Below are 18020 nucleotides of genomic sequence, written 5' to 3' on the forward strand. Positions count from 1 at the left end.
CTGCTGTTTTTGCGACAGGCTTTTTATTTAGCTGCGCCAGCAGTAATGATACAATGGACACAACCGCCATGGACGAAACAACAACCATGAGCGAAACTACCACCATGGCCGGTAATGATGCCACCATGGATACAGAAGTAACTACTGATGCCACTACCGGTACTACAAACATGGAGGCTTCCGCTACCATGGATGCCAATGCCGAAACCAGCTCGATGGCTATACTTGATGCAGCCAGAACCAGAAGCGACATTTCTACTTTTATGGAACTGGTACAGTCTGCTAATATTTCAAGAGCTTTTGAGCAGGAAGGTGAGTTTACCATCTTCGCTCCGAACAACGAGGCCTTTGAGCAACTTCCTGCTGGTCAGTTAGATTATCTGAAGAAACCTGAGAACAGAAATGAGTTGATCCAGATTCTGCAGGCCCACATTATTGCTGGTAAGGTAACGACCGCTCAACTGGAAACAAACCAGCGTATTCAGGTAGGTCAGGATGACTACATCGAGATCGGTACTGCCGGTGCCAACCCGAATGCCTTTACCATTGGCGGAGCCAACATCGTAGAGTCTAACATTGAGGCTAACAACGGTGTAATTCACGTAGTTGACCGTGTACTTGTAACTGCTGATCGTGTATCAGAAGAATAATTAACACCATAATATACAAATAAGAAAGCCTTCCAACACGGAGGGCTTTCTTATTTGTAAGCACTTAAAATTATCTCAATTATACTTATATACGTGATGCATGGCCCTATTCCGTAACCATAGAGTTGAGCAGCCGTTACTATAAACTAGTCTGCAAAAAGAGCAGGCATTCATTATCATACTAATATAAACTAAATAAATAAGCTATGAACAGACAAGACAACGCGAACATGATGACAGCTATGTTCCGGGACCGTGACAGCGCAGAACGCGCTTATGAAGAACTACGTGCACGCGGTTATGACAAGGATGATATCAATGTGGTGATGTCGGACGAGGGTCGTAAGCGTCACTTCAGTGATGACGTGGACCGTGATGGTGACACCGAACTGGGAAATAAATCACTGGAGGGCGCCGGAGCCGGTTCAGCAATCGGTGGTACACTTGGTGCCATCGTGGGTGCTGTGGCAGCCATTGGTACTTCAGTGGCTATACCTGGCCTGGGTCTGGTTGTGGCTGGTCCGTTGGCGGCTGGTCTGGCCGGTGCCGGAGCGGGCGGTCTGACGGGTGGCCTGCTGGGTGCGCTGGTAGGTGCCGGTATACCTGAAGAACGCGCGAAGGTATATGAAGAAGGCGTGAAGGAAGGTAATATCGTATTGGGCTTTAACCCACGTTCGCCAGAAGACGCACGCTACTTCGAAGATCACTTCCAGAAGAACCGCGGAGAGCATATTTATTACTAAGGTTTCATACCTTACATAAAACAAAGGCTTGGCTTTTCCCTTGTGGCGAAGTCGAGCCTTTGTCTTTTCTATACCTTATCCTGCTGTGCAATTTCGCCTGCAAATGCCATGCTGCGGAATAATCCGAACATACAATCACTGTTTTTCCGTATGCCCTTAAAAACATGTAGAAATAACAAAAAGCAAAAATAAGACTATGAAAAACCTATGGATGGCAGCCACCCTCACATTGGGCGCGCTCGCCTTTGCATCCTGTAGCTCTGACACACAGGAAACAGACACCACCGCAAACGTAGACACGGAACTGAATACAACTGCCGCAGCCGACACCACCCTGAATGAAGACAAGCGGGAGTTTATGAGCAAGGCGCACAGCATCAGCACACAACAGGTGGAGCTGGGCAAACTGGCAGCCGAAAGAGGGGTGAATACGCAGGTGCGTGAGTATGGGCAGCAAATGGTAGACCTTTATTCCAAGAAACTGGAAGAGCTACAGGATATGTCCAGGCAGTACAGCACAACACTGCCTCAGCAAATGGAAGAAGACCATGCAGGACGTGTGCAGGAGCTGCGTGACAAAAACACTGATGAGTTTGATCAGTCCTACTGGGATACCGTGGTGGACGCGCATAAAGATGCCCTCAGTGAATTTGAGGACAATGTGAAAGACATTGAGGAAACAGACAATACAACCTTCAACCTGTGGGCCCGCAATACCACAAAAGAGATCCGGGCACAGATGGAAAATGCCATGCGTTTCAGGCAGGATTACAGAAACTAAGTCAACAGAGAGACAGGCGGTGCATCATGCATCGCCTGTTTTGTTTAAATACTTTGCTTTATGATACCCTCCAGCACTGTCCAGGTATGGCGGGCCAGGATCTTTTGGCCCTCTGCATTGGGATGCACGCCATCCGGCAGGTTAAGATGCCGCATACCGGCTACGCCTTCAAGTAAGAAAGGGACAAAGGTCACATTATTCCTGATAGCCAATTCTCTGAAAAGCTTTCTGAACTCTGCTGCGTAGCGCCCTGGCACAATGTCAGGAAACTCCATACCTGACAAAATAATCTGCGCCTCCGGGTGTTTGTGCTTTACCTTGTCAATGATCTGCTGCAAATTTTGAGAGGTTTCCCGGGCAGGTATACCCCGCAGTCCGTCATTGGCGCCAAGAGCCAGCACAAAAATATCGATTGGAGCAGCCAGCCAGCGATCGAGCCGGTATAGGCCGCTGGAAGTGGTGTCGCCGCTGATGCCTGCATTGATCACTGTATAGTCGTCATACTCTTCTTCTTTCAGCTTTTCCTGTATCAGCGACGGGTAGGCCTGTGCTGTGGGCAACCCATATCCCGCTGTCAGGCTGTCTCCGAAAAAAAGAATTGTCTTCATAGTCATTTAATTTTGGCTATACCTGCACCAGCACATGCTTTCCTGGTTATCAGGCTGTATGATGCGACTGCAACCGTTACGTTCCGGATACAATTTTCCGGGCCTGGGCATGCTCCGGAAACGAAAAAAAAGAGATAACAGTTATATAAAGAAGAGAGGCTTTCCGTAAAACAAGAAGGCGGTCTCCTTGTTTTATCATTAGCGGAAGCGCTGCTTTGCGATAAAGCTATATTTATACTACATTAGGACTCGCCTTAAAGAATTGCTCGTGGCCTCATCTACGGCACTACTTTTGCGTAGAGAATATGTGGTCCAACAAACTAAATTAGATGCTATCCTTGACAACCAGATTAAAAATATTTCTTTCTGTACTGGCCGTGATCTTACTTACGGGTTCTTTTATCCTGTACAGCAAAAACAGTACACCTGCCGGTAAAAACGAAATTCTGATCAAAGCTCTGATGCAGGGCTTGAGCACTATGCACTATAAGCCGGAGAAGGTAGACGATAACTTTTCTAAAAAAGCCTTTAAGCTATACCTGGATCGTCTGGACTTCAACAAGAAGTTCCTGCTCGAGTCAGATGTGGCTATGCTGCGCCAGTACGAAACCCAGTTGGATGACCAGTTGCGTGCCGGTTCTTTTGAGTTCTTCGACCTTTCGGCTGACCTGATCGAGAAGCGTACCAAAGAGTCTGAGGCCTTCTACAAGGAGATTCTGGCCAAGCCGTTTGATTTTTCGAAGGATGAGAACATTGAGCTGGACGGTAAGAAACTGAAATATGCCAAAGACAAAAATGAGCTGAAAGAAGCCTGGAGAAAGCAGCTGAAGTACCAGACACTGGTGCGCCTGGCTGAAATGCAGAAGCAGCAGGAAAAAGCCACAGCTAGCGCTGACAGCAAAGAAACCCGTAAAACGCCGGAGCAATTGGAAGCTGAAGCCCGAGACAAAGTGATGACAGCTTACAACGAGCTTTACAAGCGTTTGGCGCAGGTTACGCGCGACGATCGCCGTTCCACTTACATCAATGCAGTGGCCAACGTGTACGACCCTCATACAGGCTACTTCCCTCCAAAAGCTAAGAAAGACTTTGATATTGAATTTACCGGCCGACTGGAAGGTATAGGTGCCTCTCTTCAAGAGAAAGACGGTCAGATAAAAGTACTTGAAATCGTACCGGGAAGCCCATCTTACCTGCAAGGTGACTTGAAGCCGGGTGATGCGATCCAGAAAGTAGCACAGGGCAGCGGTGATCCGGTACTGATAGAAGGCATGCGCATCGACGATGCCATTCAGCTGATCCGTGGTAAAAAAGGAACTGAAGTTCGCCTGACAGTACGCAAGCCGGATGGCAGCACCCGTATTATCCCAATTGTGCGTGACGTGATTGTGTTTGAAGAGACTTATGCCCAGAGTGCTATGATCGATGACAAGCAGAAGATCGGTTATATCAAGCTCCCTGGCTTCTATGCTGACTTTGAGCGTAATGGTGGCCGTAACAGTGGTGCCGACGTGAAGGCTGAGATCGAAAAATTGAAAGCAGCAGGTATGCAAGGCCTCGTGCTGGACCTGCGTAACAACGGTGGTGGTTCTCTAGCCGATGCCGTTGAGATGGCTGGCTTGTTCATTGAGCAGGGTCCGATCGTACAGGTTCGTACCTCTTCTGGTAAGACTGTTGTGCTGGATGACCGTGACCCGGAAGTACAGTATACTGGTCCACTGGTGATCATGGTGAACTCTAACAGTGCTTCGGCTTCTGAAATTCTGGCAGCGGCCATGCAGGACTACAAGCGTGCTGTTATTGTAGGTACACCTACTTTTGGTAAAGGTACTGTGCAGCAATTCGTTGAGATTGACGAAGCCCTGCCATCGCAGTTTGACCCGTACAAGCCTTTTGGTGCGCTGAAGCTGACGATCCAGAAGTTCTACCGTATCAACGGTGGTACTACGCAGCTGCGTGGTGTAACGCCTGACGTTATTCTGCCAGACGCTTACAGCTACCTCGAGTTTGGTGAGAAAGAGCAGGATTATGCGCTGCCGTTTGACGAGATTTCACCGGCCCGCTACAAGCCCTGGACCCGCACTAAGCTAAATATCCCGACCATACAGTCGAACAGCAAGAGCCGTATTGCAGGAAACGAGAGCTTCAAAGTAATTCAGCAGAGTGGCGAAAGACTCAAAAAACAGTCTGATATCACAACCCGCTCACTGAGCATGAAGAAGTACATGGAAGAAGAGAGAAAGAGCGAAGCTGCAAACAAACAGCTTGAAGAAGCTCAGAAAAATGTTCCGGTGCTGAACGTGTCACGTTTGAAAACAGATCTGCAGGCTATCTCAGGTGACACTGCCAAGATGGCCCGTAACAAAGACTTCCTGAAGTCGCTGCAGAAGGACGTGTATGTAGAAGAATCCGTGGCGATCATTAAAAATGATTTGAAGTAATTGCCTTCAATTGGTAATAAGGAGAAAGCCGGCTATGCAGATAGCCGGCTTTTTTTTATTTTGCATCTTCGCCTCAACTAGAACAATATTCATGAAACACCTCAACCTGCTTCAGGGCTCCCGATCGAAACGTTACACCCTTACATGTTTTACAGCAGTCCTCCTCTCCTTCTCAGCTTGCGCACCCCGTCCTCAAACACAGCCAGAGGCCGCTAAGCGAGGCGTAGTTGCTGACAAAGCCATGGTGGTTTCCGCTCACCCGGATGCTTCTAACATCGGTTTAGAGATTTTGCGCAAAGGCGGCAATGCCTATGACGCAGCCATCGCCACACAGTTTGCTCTGGCCGTTTGCTATCCGGTAGCCGGCAACATCGGTGGAGGGGGCTTTCTGGTATACCGCCATCATACTGGCGAAACCGGCGCACTTGACTTCAGAGAGAAAGCTCCCGCAGCTGCGCATCGCGATATGTACCTAGACTCACTGGGCAATGTGATTCCTGACCTCAGCCTAATGGGCCACCTGGCAGCAGGCGTACCAGGTTCTGTCGATGGTATGATCAAGCTGCATGAAAAGCTTGGTTCGATGTCATTTGCCGAATTAGTGCAGCCTTCAATCGACCTGGCTCGCCGCGGTGTGGTGCTCACTGAGCGTGAGGCACGCATGCTGAACAATGCCAGAGAACGGATGATCAGGTATAACAAGCATACCCCCTACCTCACCCGTGCACAGGCCTGGCAGCCTGGTGACACGCTCTACCACCTCGACCTGGCCCGTACGCTGGAGCGCATCCGCGACCGTGGCCGTGAGGGCTTCTACGCCGGTGAGACAGCCGACCTGATTGTGAAAGAGATGCAGCGCGGCGGCGGACTGGTTTCACACCAGGACCTGCGCGACTATAATGCCGTTTGGCGTACGCCTATTACAGGGCAGTACAAGAACCTGAAAGTTACCTCCATGTCGCCTCCATCGAGCGGAGGTATAGCCCTGATGCAGCTGCTGACCATGGTAGAGCCTTACGACTTAAAAGGTTACGGCTGGCAGCAGCCCCAGACCATACAGGTAATGACCGAAGCCAAGCGTCGGGTATATGCAGACCGTGCCACTTACCTCGGCGATCCGGATTTTTATAAAGTGCCTAGCAGCGGCCTGTTGGATCGCAGCTACCTGCAGGAGCGCATGCAGAACGTGAGTATGGAGCGTGCCACGCCTTCGTCAGAAGTAAAAGCTGGCGAGCTGCCCATATACGAATCAGATCAGACAACCCACTTTAGCATCGTAGACCAGTTTGGCAATGCCGCTTCCATAACCACAACCATCAACGGTGGTTACGGCTCCATGGTCGTGGTAGAAGGTGCAGGCTTTCTGCTCAACAACGAAATGGACGACTTCAGCGCGAAACCAGGCGTACCTAATATGTTTGGCCTGATCGGTGGTGAAGCGAACTCCGTACAGCCCGGCAAACGCATGCTTAGCGCTATGACACCTACCATACTGGAAAAAGACGGCAAGCTATTCATGGTGGTAGGCACACCGGGCGGTTCTACCATTATTACTTCTGTTTTCCAGACGATCTTGAACGTGGTGGAGCACGGCATGACCATGCAGGAAGCCGTAGCTGCTCCTCGCTTCCACCACCAGTGGCTGCCTGACGAGATACAGCACGAGCCGGATGCCATCTCTCCTGAGGTAAGAGCTGCGCTGGAGAGCAAGGGCTATAAGCTGAAGCAAAGAGGCAAGTACGGTGCCGTGGAAGGTATATTGGTTCTACCAAACGGCAAACTGGAAGGTGGCGCCGACCCACGCGGTGATGACACAGCCGTTGGTTTTTAAACAGGTATAGCCAGCTATCTGCTTGGAAAGAAAAATTATTTGTATAACTCTCAACTTACAGAAGTCACAAAAAAAGAAGAAGCCCGCAGGTATAGCACCTGCGGGCTTCTTCTTTTTCATACAAGGTATACGCTAGCCATTCCTGCGTTTCTCGATGAAGCCCCCAATATAAGTGGCCATCGCGGCTATACCTGTGGTACTCATCAGGCCAAAGATCAGTTTGCGGCGATTTAAGGTGGCAGGGTCAAATTTTGTTTCTGTCTCCACATCCGGCACGGCAGCTTGCAGGAACGAACGCAGCGTTTGAACCAGCAAGAGACCGGTGATCCCCACTGCTACGTGCGCCATTTTTTGGTCACCTTTCTCCAGGTTTTTACTCAGCAGCAGTAGTCCGCTTCCGGCTATGGCAGGTATAAGTGCTGTCTTCGGACGTTTCTCGTTCATAAAATAGCTACTCAGGCCAGAGCCAATGAGGGTAGCAGCATGCACATTGTTTATAATTTGCGGTTTGTCTGTCATAGTCATTTCTTTTGGTTCGTCTACTTCATACCGATTGCTCCACGACTTGGTTCTACCTGTATAAACGACTTCGCCTGAAGAACTGCTATACCTGTACACAAAAAAAGCAGCCTCCCACAATGCAGGAGGCCGCTTTCAAATGCTATACCTGAGGTTTAGTTCTTCACCAGGCGCGACTGGTATACCTTGTCGCGTACCTGAATCTGCACAAAGTACATGCCGTTGCGCAGGCCAGGCAGACGCTGGTTAAGCGCTGCTGTTACGCTATCCAGACTTCCATCTAGCTTAACCACCTGAATACCTTCTGGTGAAATTACGGTCATCGTTGCTTTCTCAACTGAAGAAACATCTTCCGGCAGCACAATGGTGACAGCACCTTTTGTTGGATTCGGGTACATGCGGAACTCCTGGTTCTTGCGACGAGCCAGGCCAGTTGGCATATCGTTGTCGCGGATAGATAGTGTGAAAGAAGTATTCTCACCTTCCATCAGCTTAGCACTGTAAGCCGACAAAGCGAATGTCACTGTTTCTACTTCTTCCACTGCTGCATCATCGTTCACGGTAACCGTAAACGTAGCGCTGGTCGCACCTTCTGGGAACACCACGATGATCTTGCCATCGGATGTCACCGCTGGAGTAGTCGTGTAGTCACCAGCCGTGCCATACGTTACATTAGCACCGTTGGTCACAGTAAGTGTTACTTCCTCACCCTGCACAGTCGCCTGGTCAAGGTTAAGGGTAATGGTCTTTGTGCCGGCATCCTCGTTTACTTCCAGCGTTGTTTCAGCGAAACTCACTGCCGACTTGTCATTGTCTTCAATTGTCAGCTCGAAGCTGTGCTCCGACGTCATACCCAAACCTGTGCTGGCAGCGTCAATGGTGAAAGACACGCTTTCGGAAAGCTCTACGAGGTTATCATCCACAATTTCCACTTCAAAGGAAGCAGTGGTTGCGTTGGCAGGGATCGTTACAATGATCTTACCATTATCAACGCCTGTTACAGTATAGTCAGCTGCAGAGGCAGTTGCTTCGTCAGCGATCATCACCGTTACGGTATGCTCTGTTGTCTGTGCTTCTGACAAAGTAAGACTCACATTAAACTTACCCGCATCTTCTGTTTTAGTAACTGAAGGCTCAGTAAAAGTAACAACTGGTGTAGCGCTAAACGTGAACCGAGCCGAAACTGGCACGTGATCCGAAGTTGTTGTTCTAAAGCTTGAAATACTGTTCAGGAACTGATTCTCAATGGCGATTGACTCGTCGATGTATTCGTCCGTCAAAGACTTCGACACAATGATGTGATCGAGGAAACTCTGATACGAGCCACCTGCATAGGTGAAGGCGCCTGTAGTGCTCAGGTCGTAAGTCAGAGCCTTGAAATCTTCGTCGTTTACAAAAGTTTCCAGTGAAGATGGCAGGTTGTTTACAACTGATACGTCCACGTCATCGTTCATGTCGCCTAGCAGCACCAGGTTCATGTTTGGATACTGCGCATCAAGACTGTCTTTCAGCACCTGCACGTCATACTTGCGCATGTTGTAACGGCTCACATCCGCACCAGAGTTGGCACGTGTGTGCAGGTTTACCAGATTGATACGCTGAGAAACACCATTCACCGTAGCCTCTACTTCTACCATATAAGGCAGGCGGCCGCTGGCCCAAAAACTGTCGCTAGTGCCCGGATAGTTCTCTAGTTGTCTTCCGTCAAGGATTTCCTTATACAGTGTATTTAAGAGCACTTTCTGGCTTTTGATCTGCACTGTTTCATTCTTATACACCAGGTATAGTTTCTGCGGATCCAAGGTAGAGCCGGAGCTTTCCTTTTGAGAGTAAGAATACACATCAGACTTCACGAAGCTGTAGCCTTCCAGTTCATTGATGAGCTGCTCCATCTTCTCGTCGTTAGAGATTTCCTGAAGCGCAATGATGTCAGCGTCTAAGGTCTCAAGTACTTTTTTTGTGTTGCTGTACTGCAGGTCCAGGTTGCTTGGGCCACCACTCGTGGAACCGAACCAGGCCACGTTCCAGGACACAATATCCAGTGTGCTGGTCTTCGGCAAAGAGCTACCAGTCAGCATACCTTTCTTGACAGAGAAGTCACCACTTGTGAAAGTAATGGCGCTTGTTGTGCGCAGCTTGGTGCTGGCAGGCTTAAAGCGAACATACACCTTGTTTGAAGCGGCAGCTTCTTCAGCAGAGTAAGTGATGGAAGAAGCAAAAGTTTCGTTGTCTTTTGAAAGCTCAAAGTCTTCCTCTACACTCAGTGTCATACCTTCGTAACCTGGTGCAGAGAAACTGAAGTTTTGTGCTTCAGAAGCATTTGGCGTTGCCACCATGCCGAAATCGTAGTTGAAGTCGCTGGCTAACAGGGCGCGATTCATGTTCTCTACCGCCACATCATCCACCGTCCAGCGAGCTGCACCGTCAGCCTTAGCTTCTGCTGTGTAAACAAAAGCCACGTACACATTTTCGCCATTGTAAGCGCTCAAATCAACAAAAGACTGTTTCCAGTAATCAGAAGCAAGCTCAGGGAAGTCACCGTTCAATTCAGTCCAGGTAGCAGTGCCTGGGGCGCTAGTTCCATCGTAGTCAGTGGATACCATCAGTTTCAGGCCTGGTCCTTTGAAGGCAGTTCTGGTCCAGAAAGTAAGGGCAGCGATATTGAAGTCGCTCAGATCCAGCGAAGGCGAGATCAACCAGTCTTCGTTTTCGCGGGCACTGCCGCTAAAGCCGTTGATCTGCACACCGTTGTTACGTGGGTTTTCTGTCGTCTCTCTACCAAAAGTAGTACAGCCCCATACCTGATCACCAGTTACATTAACTGCAGTCCAGCCACCCGGCAACGTTGTAGCGCAGTTGTTGAAGTTCTGAACGTATGGGCTGAAAACTTCAGCAGAAAGTGCCACAGTACCGTAGTCAACACCGTTGCTGCTGTGTGTGATCGTACTCGTGAAGTTACCAACAGCGCTGGTAGCTACTTTTACATATACTGTACGCGGCTCTTCTAGCTGACTAGGCGAGTAAACCAAACGCTGGCTATACTCACCATCTTCCGTCTTGGAAACACTGAAAGCACCATCTACAGCTACTACAACCTCGTTGGTGAGTTCGTGGCCAGTCAAGGTATAAGTAAGAATGTCAGCAACCTGATTGATACCCACCGTACCGAAAACCAGCGAAGAAGTGCTTACTTGTACTGGCTGCGGAGCCGGGTTTGTCTCTTCAATAACTATGTTATCAATGGCAACACCATCACGTGAACCGCCTACGCCAGTTTCCACATTTTCGTAAGTCACCCAGCGCAGCTGCACAATGTCTTTATTCTCGGCTCCAGCCGGCAGCATGGCTTTAAACGAAGTGATATCGTTATCCTCTAAGTCTTTGCTGGTATAGTCTGTGCTAGCTACTTCAATCCAGTCACCTGATTCACCAACACGGTACTGCAAGGTAACACCAACAGATCGGGGATGGTTATTAATCAATTCTACATCATAGGATACTTGTATACTGGATTTTCCTACTGTATTGATAGCAGTCGCAATCTGGTCAGATCCGTTGGCTGCATTGGCTGACAGCTGTACATAAAGTCTGTTTCCGCCGCCTGCCGTGTAATTATACACGTTTGCACCGCCCGACTGCTTTGTGTCTTTAACTGAAATAGGAGCATCAGCTGATGGAGTAGACGCTAAAGCTGCCGCTTTGGAGTTGTTGTACCCATTTAACCAGGCCGCAATGCCGGCTGGCAGCTCTGTCGTACTGCCCATACTACTAAAGTCGGTACTAAATGGAAGTGTTTGAGGAGTTGGATTGCTTTGCCCCTGCACTTCATTGCCAGCCCAAAGGCCACAGCAAAGCAGCACAAAAGCAGAAGCTTTGTGTAAATGTTTAAACATAAGTATAAGATTGATTTGAGATTGATTCTGACAGGAGATGATCATGCAATGTACTGATGCACATTGGCTTTAGGCTACAGCATGTAGAGTATAAAACCATCCTACAAATGTAAGCACTTGCATTTAATGTAAGGTTATGAAATCGTTATAAATAATGGCGCATCCCTATATAGTTCTATGAAATATTGCGTCACTACAGTTGTTTTAGCGCTTGCTCTATATCCTTAATTAAATAGTCCGCATCTTCTAGCCCGATATAAAAACGCACCAGGTTAAAGTCTAGCTTGCCTTTGTAATTCGAGCTTTTATCATAATAAGCCGCTGCCGGATAAATCAGGGACTCGTGTCCGCCCCAGGAAGCAGCCATGAGGAAGTGCTGCAAGCTGTTGCAGAAGTTTTCTACCTTACCAATATCATTTGTTTTAAGCGCAATTGTAAACTGGCCTGTGTTATTGCGCAACTGCTTTTTGGCCAACTCATACTGCGGATTCGAAGGGTGGAAAGGATAATAGATCTTTTCGACCTGCTCCTGCTTTTCGATCCAGGCTATCACTTTTCGGGTAGTTTCGGCAACCCGCTCCATACGCACAGGAAGCGTCCGTAGGCCACGCAGGAGTAGCCAAGCATCGTGCGGCGAAAGTATGGCTCCCAGCGTCATAAATTCCCGCTCAAATATCTTATTGATCAGATCACGACTGCCACAGATCACACCACCCATTGTGTCGGAGTGACCTCCGATGTACTTGGTGCAGGAGTGTACGACCAGATCCACACCCATCTGCAGCGGATTTTGATTGAGCGGCGAGGCAAAGCTGTTATCAATGATGGTACTACATCCATGTGCTTTGGCAAGTGCTGCGACGGCAGCTATATCCTGCTGCTCAAAGGTGAAGGAGTTGGGACTTTCCATATACAGCAGCCTCGTGTTGGGACGCATGGCTTTTCGATAATTCTCTGTGTCTGTGCCATCCACCATGGTTACCTCTACCCCAAACCGTGGCAGGAAGCGGTTCATCAACACGTTGGTCCAGCCGTAAGGTTTCTCGATGCACACCACATGGTCACTTGCCTTGAGCTGGGAGAGCACAGCCGCTGAAACGGCCGCTATACCACTCCCAAACGCAATGGCATGCTCCGCTCCTTCCAGTGCCGCCATCTTTTTCTCGAACATAGTCACAGTGGGGTTGTTGCCACGGGTATAGAGGTAAGACTCTGCCTCGTTCAGGAGCATGCACCGCATATCATCAACCGTTTTGCTGGCAAAATTGCTTGTCTGCAGGATGGGTGGCGCCACTGCATTGTAATACAATTCCCGGTCTTCCCCCAATTCGTTCAGGATATAAGATAGCTCCATGGTACAAAGATTTGGTCCCCCTCTTGTACTCTTATTTTGAGCTCCGGGTTATTGCTGTGATCTCTCACAAATCCTTGAATTTAAAAGGCTTACTTTAAGCCATTTTGCACCTGAAAATGAGGCTTTTACAGCAACTTATTAAGCGACGGAAAACTTTTTCACATCATCTAAATAAGTATCTGATAATCAATTAATTAAATTAACATAAACCTTGAATTTATAGCTAAAAATTGCAACTGTTAGCAGGCCAAAAATGTTGTAAATACATGAAAGAGAAAGAAGAAGAAAACATCATATCCATGTATCCGGAAGAGCAGAAACAGCTCGACAAGGAATGGTATAAATCTATTCCGGCGCAGGTGTTTCTGAATTACTTTTTTGCGATCAATTACCACCTGAACCACTACGAAGGTATGGGTCTGCAGCAGTTGGCATTCTTTAGAGAAGTACCTGCCGAGCTCGCCGAAGAAGATGTGGAAGCAGTCAAAAAACTTTTGCTGAACAGCTGGAATACAGAGTATGCTTTGCGTGCTACGGCAGAGTTAGGTGACGAGAGCTATATCCGAAATGCCCTGCACTGGACTTTTCCACAGGCTTACTATACCGTGTTTGCGAGCTTGCAGGCATTCCTGCATACCCGCCAGATCAAGACCAGCAACGAGACCCTGGTAATGCGCGAAGCAGGTCGCCTGATCGTGAAGAATGCCTATCCGCAGGCGATGAGCTTCTACGCATCCGGGCACTACGATGACTTCCGCATCAACCGTTTGCCACTGGCACACTATAAGCCGGGCTTGCAGATTGCCGGTAAAGAGCTCGAAGCGCAGTCGCAGGTCGGTCAGTTTCTGCGCACAACCCGCCGCATGAAGGCCAAAGCTGTGCGACAACAGGTACAGGGCAATGCAGCAACGGCTATTCGCAGCAATCGCACGGACGAAGTGCTTCAGAAATTTGGTCCGCAGCATTGGCAGCAACTGACCTGGCGCATGGGTTATACCACGCTGTTTGACCTGCTGGCCAGACTACGCATCTCCAATTCACACCGCGAGATAGAACGCTTCGTGCAGGCCGAGATCGATTTCAGGCTGTTCCACGAGTCGCTGCTCGAGATAGTGAGCTACCTCAATGGCATACATGAGTGCTATGTGGCGCAGGCCATGAGTCTGCAGCAGTATGAGGCCTTTGTGCAGGAACTGCCAGCCTATCTGCAAAACTCCTTTGTGGCAGCCAGACTGCAGGACAAAGTAAAACCGCTTTTACAGGACGACGAGCAGCAACTCCGCACAGCTGCGTAAGTCCGATTTGTTCTACTACATATATGGGAGCCCCGGCAAGTTTTGCTTGCCAGGGCTTTTTTTATAAGAATTTTCAGCGTTCAGAAGGATACACTGGATTGAGCTGTCTTTGGTAACTAACCTTTAACAATCAGTAATTAACCTTTTAAAAGCTGCCGATTATTTAGCAATTTTGCAGTTTATATATAATAGTCACATTTAGTACTAAAATCGCATGCAACTCAGCGAACAGGAACTACGCAGACGCCACGAGCGCGAAGAGCTGGAGAAAATGGGCATCAACCCATATCCATCCGAAACATTTGAAGTGACGGCCACGGCCAAAGAGATAAAGGAGAATTTCGATAAGGAGAAGAACAACTACCAGGAAGTAACCCTGGCTGGTCGTTTGATGAGCCGCCGTGTGATGGGCAAAGCCTCGTTTGCTGAGCTGATGGACAGCACGGGCCGTATCCAGATCTATGTGTCGCGTGATGACATCGCACCAGGTGAGAACAAGGACATGTACAACACCGTGTTCAAGAAAATGCTCGACATCGGTGACTTCATCGGCATTAAAGGCTATGCTTTCGTGACGCAGGTGGGTGAGATCTCGGTGCACGTGACGGAGCTGAAGGTGCTGACAAAGTCCCTTCGTCCGCTGCCGATCGTGAAGCGTGAGATCGACGAGAACGGCAACGAGATCGTGCACGATGGCTTCACTGATCCAGAATTGCGTTACCGTCAGCGTTACGTAGACCTGATCGTAAACCCAGATGTGCGCGAGACTTTTAAGAAGCGTACGCAGCTGGTAAGCACCATGCGTAATTTCCTTGCAGAGAAAGGTTACCTCGAAGTAGAAACCCCTATTCTGCAGCCTATACATGGTGGCGCAGCAGCCCGTCCGTTCAAGACGCACCACAACACGCTGGACATGACGCTATACCTGCGCATTGCCAACGAGCTATACCTGAAGCGCCTTATCGTGGGTGGTTTCGATGGTGTGTTTGAGTTCGCCAAAGACTTCCGCAACGAAGGTATGAGCCGTTTCCACAACCCGGAGTTTACGGTGATGGAGCTGTACGTTACCTACAAGGACTACAACTGGATGATGGACTTGGTAGAGGAGATGGTAGAAAAAGTCGCCCTTGCTCTGCACGGTAAAACAGAAGTACAAGTTGGCGAGAACCTTATCAACTTTGCCCGCCCTTGGAAGCGCTACACCATGTACGAAGCCATTGAGCACTTCACCAAGATTGATATCTCGAACATGGAAGAGCCGGAGCTTCGCCAGGCGGCACAGCAACTGGGCATCCATGTAGACCCAACAATGGGCAAGGCAAAAATCATTGATGAGATATTTGGTGAAACGGCAGAGCCGAACCTGATACAGCCAACCTTCATCACAGATTACCCGGTAGAGATGAGCCCACTGGCCAAGAAGCATCGCGACAAGCCAGGTCTGGTAGAGCGTTTCGAGGCGATTTGTAACGGCAAAGAGATCTGTAACGCTTTCTCGGAACTGAACGACCCGGTTGACCAGCGTGCCCGTTTCGAAGAGCAGCTGGAACTGGCAAAACGTGGTGACGTGGAGGCCATGGCCCTGGACGAAGACTTCCTGCGTGCCCTGGAGTACGGTATGCCGCCAACCGCTGGCTTGGGTGTAGGTATAGATCGCCTGACTATGATTATGACAAACTCTAATTCTATTCAGGACGTGCTCTTCTTCCCACAGATGAAGCCGGAGAGAAGAGAAGAATAAGGTTTAATTTTCAATAAAACAGAAATGGCCCGCTAAGGTATAGCGGGCCATTTCTGTTTTATGCTTATTTTCTTCCTACAGCTTTTCCTCGCCTGAGATTCTATCCTTTATTTTGTCCGTGGCATCTTTCAGGCTTTCTTCTTTTCCGACCCAGGAGTCAATTTTGGTCTTACCAGCACCTAACTTCTCGTTGATGCCGCGGCCTACCCAGGCGGCGGAGTCTGACAGGCGGCGACGGGTAATGCGGCCACTGTCGGGTGCCATGAGTATACCTGCCAGCACTCCTACGCTGGCGCCGGCGAGCAAGCCCATGGCGACCCCCAAGGTCCCGCTGCTCTCTTCATGTGAGCTGGATGACGATGACCTGCGACTACCGCTGCTATACGCTGTACGTTGCTGCATATTCGGCTGGTGCTTCGGCTCCCGCACAGAGGAGTGCGTTACATTTCCGCTCGTTTCCCTACCCACATGACTATAGGTAGACGATGATCTTGGGTTGTTGCTGTATGTACTCTTTGCCTCTCCCAGGCTGCTGTAATCCATTTTCGTTCTCATAGTTTGCTTTGGTTTTATTGTGAATTCGATTGCGCGAAATATTATACTCTCTAAAATAATAACGGGAGTAAAGTCCTAAGGTTAGCGCTGTTCAAATCAGCAACATCCAAAAACAAAGGCCTGTTCCGATATGGAACAGGCCTTTCGCCTTCACAAAGCTTGCTTCTACCTCAGCGGGCACACGTGCCCCAGGAACAAGCTAAGTTCGAGTATACATTTTGAATGGGCTATGCCCGGGCTATACGTTTGTTACGGTAGAGCCACCAGCACTTGTGCTGCCAGATGTGCCAGTAGTAGAGCCAGTTGAACCGGTTGAGCCCGTTGATGAGGACGAATTGCCACCAGTGTTACCACCTTCTTTGTTAGCGTTGCCCATTTTGCTCATGGCTTCGTTGCTCATGTTTTTGATTTCGTCAAGGCCAGTCTGCAGGTTCTTCTCAAGATCTTTGCTCAGTTTGTTAGCCCACTTCTTGATACCGGTTCTGGTGTGCTCACCTGTGTCTGGAGCCATCAATAAGCCTGCAATTACACCAGCGCTAGCGCCTGCCAACAGTGCAAGCATGATCTTTCCGCTATTATCTTTCATAGTTCTGTTTATTATAAATTGTTGGATTTGGTTTCTTTAATATTAGCTATTGCCCTAATAACGACGAAGCTATGTATTAAGTTATAACTATACTACAGTTTTGTGTTGTAGTGCATCTAAATAACGAAAAAAAGCTCAGCAAAACATTTTGCTGAGCTTTAAATTATGCTTCGTATTCTCTTACAAGTCTCTGATCACCTTCATGATCTCATTTTTGGTTTTGCCAAGCTTCTGCTGCAAACGTCCAAATAATTCGTCTTCCTGCCCTTCCACATAGGTCAGGTCATCATCGGTCAGGTCAGCGTAGTTCTTCTTCAACTGCCCCTTCACATCATCCCAGGATCCGCGCATTATCAGGCTGCTTCCATCGTCAGTCACCTTGTTGCGTTCTAGCTTATCCATAAAGTTCTTGACAGTGCGCTCCACATCATCGCTTACTTTGGTGAGCGTTTTTTTCAGGCTATCGCGCGTGTCCAGACCATTGTTTGGGGCAAGTAGTACACCGGCTACTACACCGGCTCCAATACCAGCCAGTGTGGCCAGCAGAATTTTTCCTTTTTCGTCGTTCATGTTGTTTATCATTTTCAGGTGCTGTTTATTTGATAAGGCGTAGCTCCTTCAGAATAGAAACCATGGTCCTTATACCTGTATCTCGTTTAATTTACGTTCCAATACATACGGGTTGCTGCATACTTAGTTTGCAAGCCCTTATTTTTGCATACCGGCGTTTCTATCCTCTTTCTATTCAGTAGCACGTATAAAACAACATTAAAATAAGACCTTATGAAAAAGACAGCCCTGGCATTAGCCTTCCTGGCTATGGGAACCCTTTACTCCTGCAAAAACAGCGAAATTCCTTGCATTGACCAATCCAAGATCAACCCTGACCAGATGTGCACCATGCAGTATGACCCCGTGTGCGGCTGCGACGGAAAAACCTACGGCAATGCCTGTGAGGCTGACCGTGCCGGCGTGACTTCTTATACCAAAGGCGAGTGCCCTGACAAATCCTAAGCTATACCT

Annotated in this window: 15 protein-coding genes; 8 read left to right on the forward strand and 7 right to left on the reverse strand. The window is 48.8% G+C overall.

The window, feature by feature from the left end; translation table 11 throughout:
• Positions 1-53 precede the first annotated feature (53 nt).
• The 3 genes from Q1A54_RS09630 to Q1A54_RS09640 all read left to right on the forward strand — a co-directional run bounded on the left by Q1A54_RS09630 (position 54) and on the right by Q1A54_RS09640 (position 2174).
• A complete protein-coding gene (locus Q1A54_RS09630; protein WP_299987089.1) occupies positions 54-650 on the forward strand; it encodes a fasciclin domain-containing protein in 597 nt (198 codons plus the stop codon).
• Positions 651-856: 206 nt separating this feature from the next.
• On the forward strand, positions 857-1393 hold the full coding sequence (locus Q1A54_RS09635) for a hypothetical protein (protein WP_007653261.1): 537 nt from the start codon (positions 857-859) through the stop codon (positions 1391-1393).
• A gap of 196 nt (positions 1394-1589) precedes the next feature.
• Positions 1590-2174 (forward strand): DUF4142 domain-containing protein, encoded by a 585-nt coding sequence (locus Q1A54_RS09640; protein WP_299987092.1) that lies wholly within the window; start codon positions 1590-1592, stop codon positions 2172-2174.
• A gap of 44 nt (positions 2175-2218) precedes the next feature.
• Here the strand turns inward: Q1A54_RS09640 and Q1A54_RS09645 are convergent, their stop codons facing one another.
• Positions 2219-2782, reverse strand: coding sequence for an arylesterase (locus Q1A54_RS09645; RefSeq protein ID WP_299987094.1), 564 nt, complete (start codon positions 2780-2782; stop codon positions 2219-2221).
• Between the two features lie 329 nt (positions 2783-3111).
• Between Q1A54_RS09645 and Q1A54_RS09650 the strand changes: the two genes are divergently transcribed.
• Positions 3112-5223, forward strand: a complete 2112-nt coding sequence (locus Q1A54_RS09650; protein WP_196118217.1) for a carboxy terminal-processing peptidase — start codon at positions 3112-3114, stop codon at positions 5221-5223.
• Between the two features lie 241 nt (positions 5224-5464).
• The gene (ggt, locus tag Q1A54_RS09655; RefSeq protein ID WP_299987905.1) at positions 5465-7054 is read left to right on the forward strand and encodes a gamma-glutamyltransferase; all 1590 of its coding nucleotides are present in this window, start codon (positions 5465-5467) and stop codon (positions 7052-7054) included.
• Between the two features lie 132 nt (positions 7055-7186).
• On the opposite strand, the gene Q1A54_RS09660 is transcribed toward ggt, so the two are convergent.
• The 3 genes from Q1A54_RS09660 to Q1A54_RS09670 form a co-directional block, all read right to left on the reverse strand.
• Positions 7187-7573: a hypothetical protein gene (locus Q1A54_RS09660; RefSeq protein ID WP_196118215.1), complete on the reverse strand. Its 387-nt coding sequence runs from the start codon at positions 7571-7573 to the stop codon at positions 7187-7189.
• 155 nt (positions 7574-7728) lie between these two features.
• Positions 7729-11466 carry a choice-of-anchor J domain-containing protein gene (locus Q1A54_RS09665; RefSeq protein WP_299987097.1) on the reverse strand — a complete coding sequence of 1246 codons (3738 nt, stop codon included), beginning with the start codon at positions 11464-11466 and terminating at the stop codon, positions 7729-7731.
• Positions 11467-11659: 193 nt separating this feature from the next.
• On the reverse strand, positions 11660-12820 hold the full coding sequence (locus tag Q1A54_RS09670) for an aminotransferase class I/II-fold pyridoxal phosphate-dependent enzyme (protein WP_299987099.1): 1161 nt from the start codon (positions 12818-12820) through the stop codon (positions 11660-11662).
• A gap of 266 nt (positions 12821-13086) precedes the next feature.
• On the opposite strand from Q1A54_RS09670, the gene Q1A54_RS09675 reads away from it, so the two are divergent.
• Both Q1A54_RS09675 and lysS read left to right on the forward strand, forming a co-directional pair.
• Positions 13087-14115, forward strand: coding sequence for a hypothetical protein (locus Q1A54_RS09675; RefSeq protein ID WP_299987101.1), 1029 nt, complete (start codon positions 13087-13089; stop codon positions 14113-14115).
• Positions 14116-14329: 214 nt separating this feature from the next.
• A complete protein-coding gene (lysS, locus tag Q1A54_RS09680; protein ID WP_196118206.1) occupies positions 14330-15856 on the forward strand; it encodes a lysine--tRNA ligase in 1527 nt (508 codons plus the stop codon).
• A 75-nt stretch (positions 15857-15931) separates the two neighbouring features.
• Here lysS and Q1A54_RS09685 read toward each other — a convergent pair whose 3' ends face one another.
• From Q1A54_RS09685 to Q1A54_RS09695, 3 genes are all read right to left on the reverse strand, one after another.
• Positions 15932-16411 carry a YtxH domain-containing protein gene (locus Q1A54_RS09685; RefSeq protein ID WP_196118204.1) on the reverse strand — a complete coding sequence of 160 codons (480 nt, stop codon included), beginning with the start codon at positions 16409-16411 and terminating at the stop codon, positions 15932-15934.
• A gap of 238 nt (positions 16412-16649) precedes the next feature.
• Positions 16650-16997 (reverse strand): YtxH domain-containing protein, encoded by a 348-nt coding sequence (locus Q1A54_RS09690; protein WP_299987104.1) that lies wholly within the window; start codon positions 16995-16997, stop codon positions 16650-16652.
• A 180-nt stretch (positions 16998-17177) separates the two neighbouring features.
• Positions 17178-17579, reverse strand: coding sequence for a CsbD family protein (locus Q1A54_RS09695; RefSeq protein WP_007653235.1), 402 nt, complete (start codon positions 17577-17579; stop codon positions 17178-17180).
• 201 nt (positions 17580-17780) lie between these two features.
• Here Q1A54_RS09695 and Q1A54_RS09700 point away from each other — a divergent pair, with 201 nt between their 5' ends.
• On the forward strand, positions 17781-18011 hold the full coding sequence (locus Q1A54_RS09700) for a Kazal-type serine protease inhibitor (RefSeq protein ID WP_196118200.1): 231 nt from the start codon (positions 17781-17783) through the stop codon (positions 18009-18011).
• Positions 18012-18020 lie beyond the last annotated feature (9 nt).

The sequence above is a fragment of the uncultured Pontibacter sp. genome, from assembly GCF_947502515.1.
Taxonomy (GTDB): domain Bacteria; phylum Bacteroidota; class Bacteroidia; order Cytophagales; family Hymenobacteraceae; genus Pontibacter.

Coding starts and splice junctions, on each gene's coding strand:
- Q1A54_RS09645 (WP_299987094.1), bottom strand. CDS start 2,782: ATGAAGACAATTCTTTTTTTCGGAGACAGCCTGACAGCGGGATATGGG.
- Q1A54_RS09660 (WP_196118215.1), bottom strand. CDS start 7,573: ATGACAGACAAACCGCAAATTATAAACAATGTGCATGCTGCTACCCTC.
- Q1A54_RS09640 (WP_299987092.1), top strand. CDS start 1,590: ATGAAAAACCTATGGATGGCAGCCACCCTCACATTGGGCGCGCTCGCC.
- Q1A54_RS09685 (WP_196118204.1), bottom strand. CDS start 16,411: ATGAGAACGAAAATGGATTACAGCAGCCTGGGAGAGGCAAAGAGTACA.
- Q1A54_RS09675 (WP_299987101.1), top strand. CDS start 13,087: ATGAAAGAGAAAGAAGAAGAAAACATCATATCCATGTATCCGGAAGAG.
- Q1A54_RS09695 (WP_007653235.1), bottom strand. CDS start 17,579: ATGATAAACAACATGAACGACGAAAAAGGAAAAATTCTGCTGGCCACA.
- ggt (WP_299987905.1), top strand. CDS start 5,465: ATGGTGGTTTCCGCTCACCCGGATGCTTCTAACATCGGTTTAGAGATT.
- Q1A54_RS09630 (WP_299987089.1), top strand. CDS start 54: ATGGACACAACCGCCATGGACGAAACAACAACCATGAGCGAAACTACC.
- Q1A54_RS09700 (WP_196118200.1), top strand. CDS start 17,781: ATGAAAAAGACAGCCCTGGCATTAGCCTTCCTGGCTATGGGAACCCTT.
- Q1A54_RS09650 (WP_196118217.1), top strand. CDS start 3,112: ATGCTATCCTTGACAACCAGATTAAAAATATTTCTTTCTGTACTGGCC.
- Q1A54_RS09690 (WP_299987104.1), bottom strand. CDS start 16,997: ATGAAAGATAATAGCGGAAAGATCATGCTTGCACTGTTGGCAGGCGCT.
- Q1A54_RS09635 (WP_007653261.1), top strand. CDS start 857: ATGAACAGACAAGACAACGCGAACATGATGACAGCTATGTTCCGGGAC.
- Q1A54_RS09670 (WP_299987099.1), bottom strand. CDS start 12,820: ATGGAGCTATCTTATATCCTGAACGAATTGGGGGAAGACCGGGAATTG.
- lysS (WP_196118206.1), top strand. CDS start 14,330: ATGCAACTCAGCGAACAGGAACTACGCAGACGCCACGAGCGCGAAGAG.
- Q1A54_RS09665 (WP_299987097.1), bottom strand. CDS start 11,466: ATGTTTAAACATTTACACAAAGCTTCTGCTTTTGTGCTGCTTTGCTGT.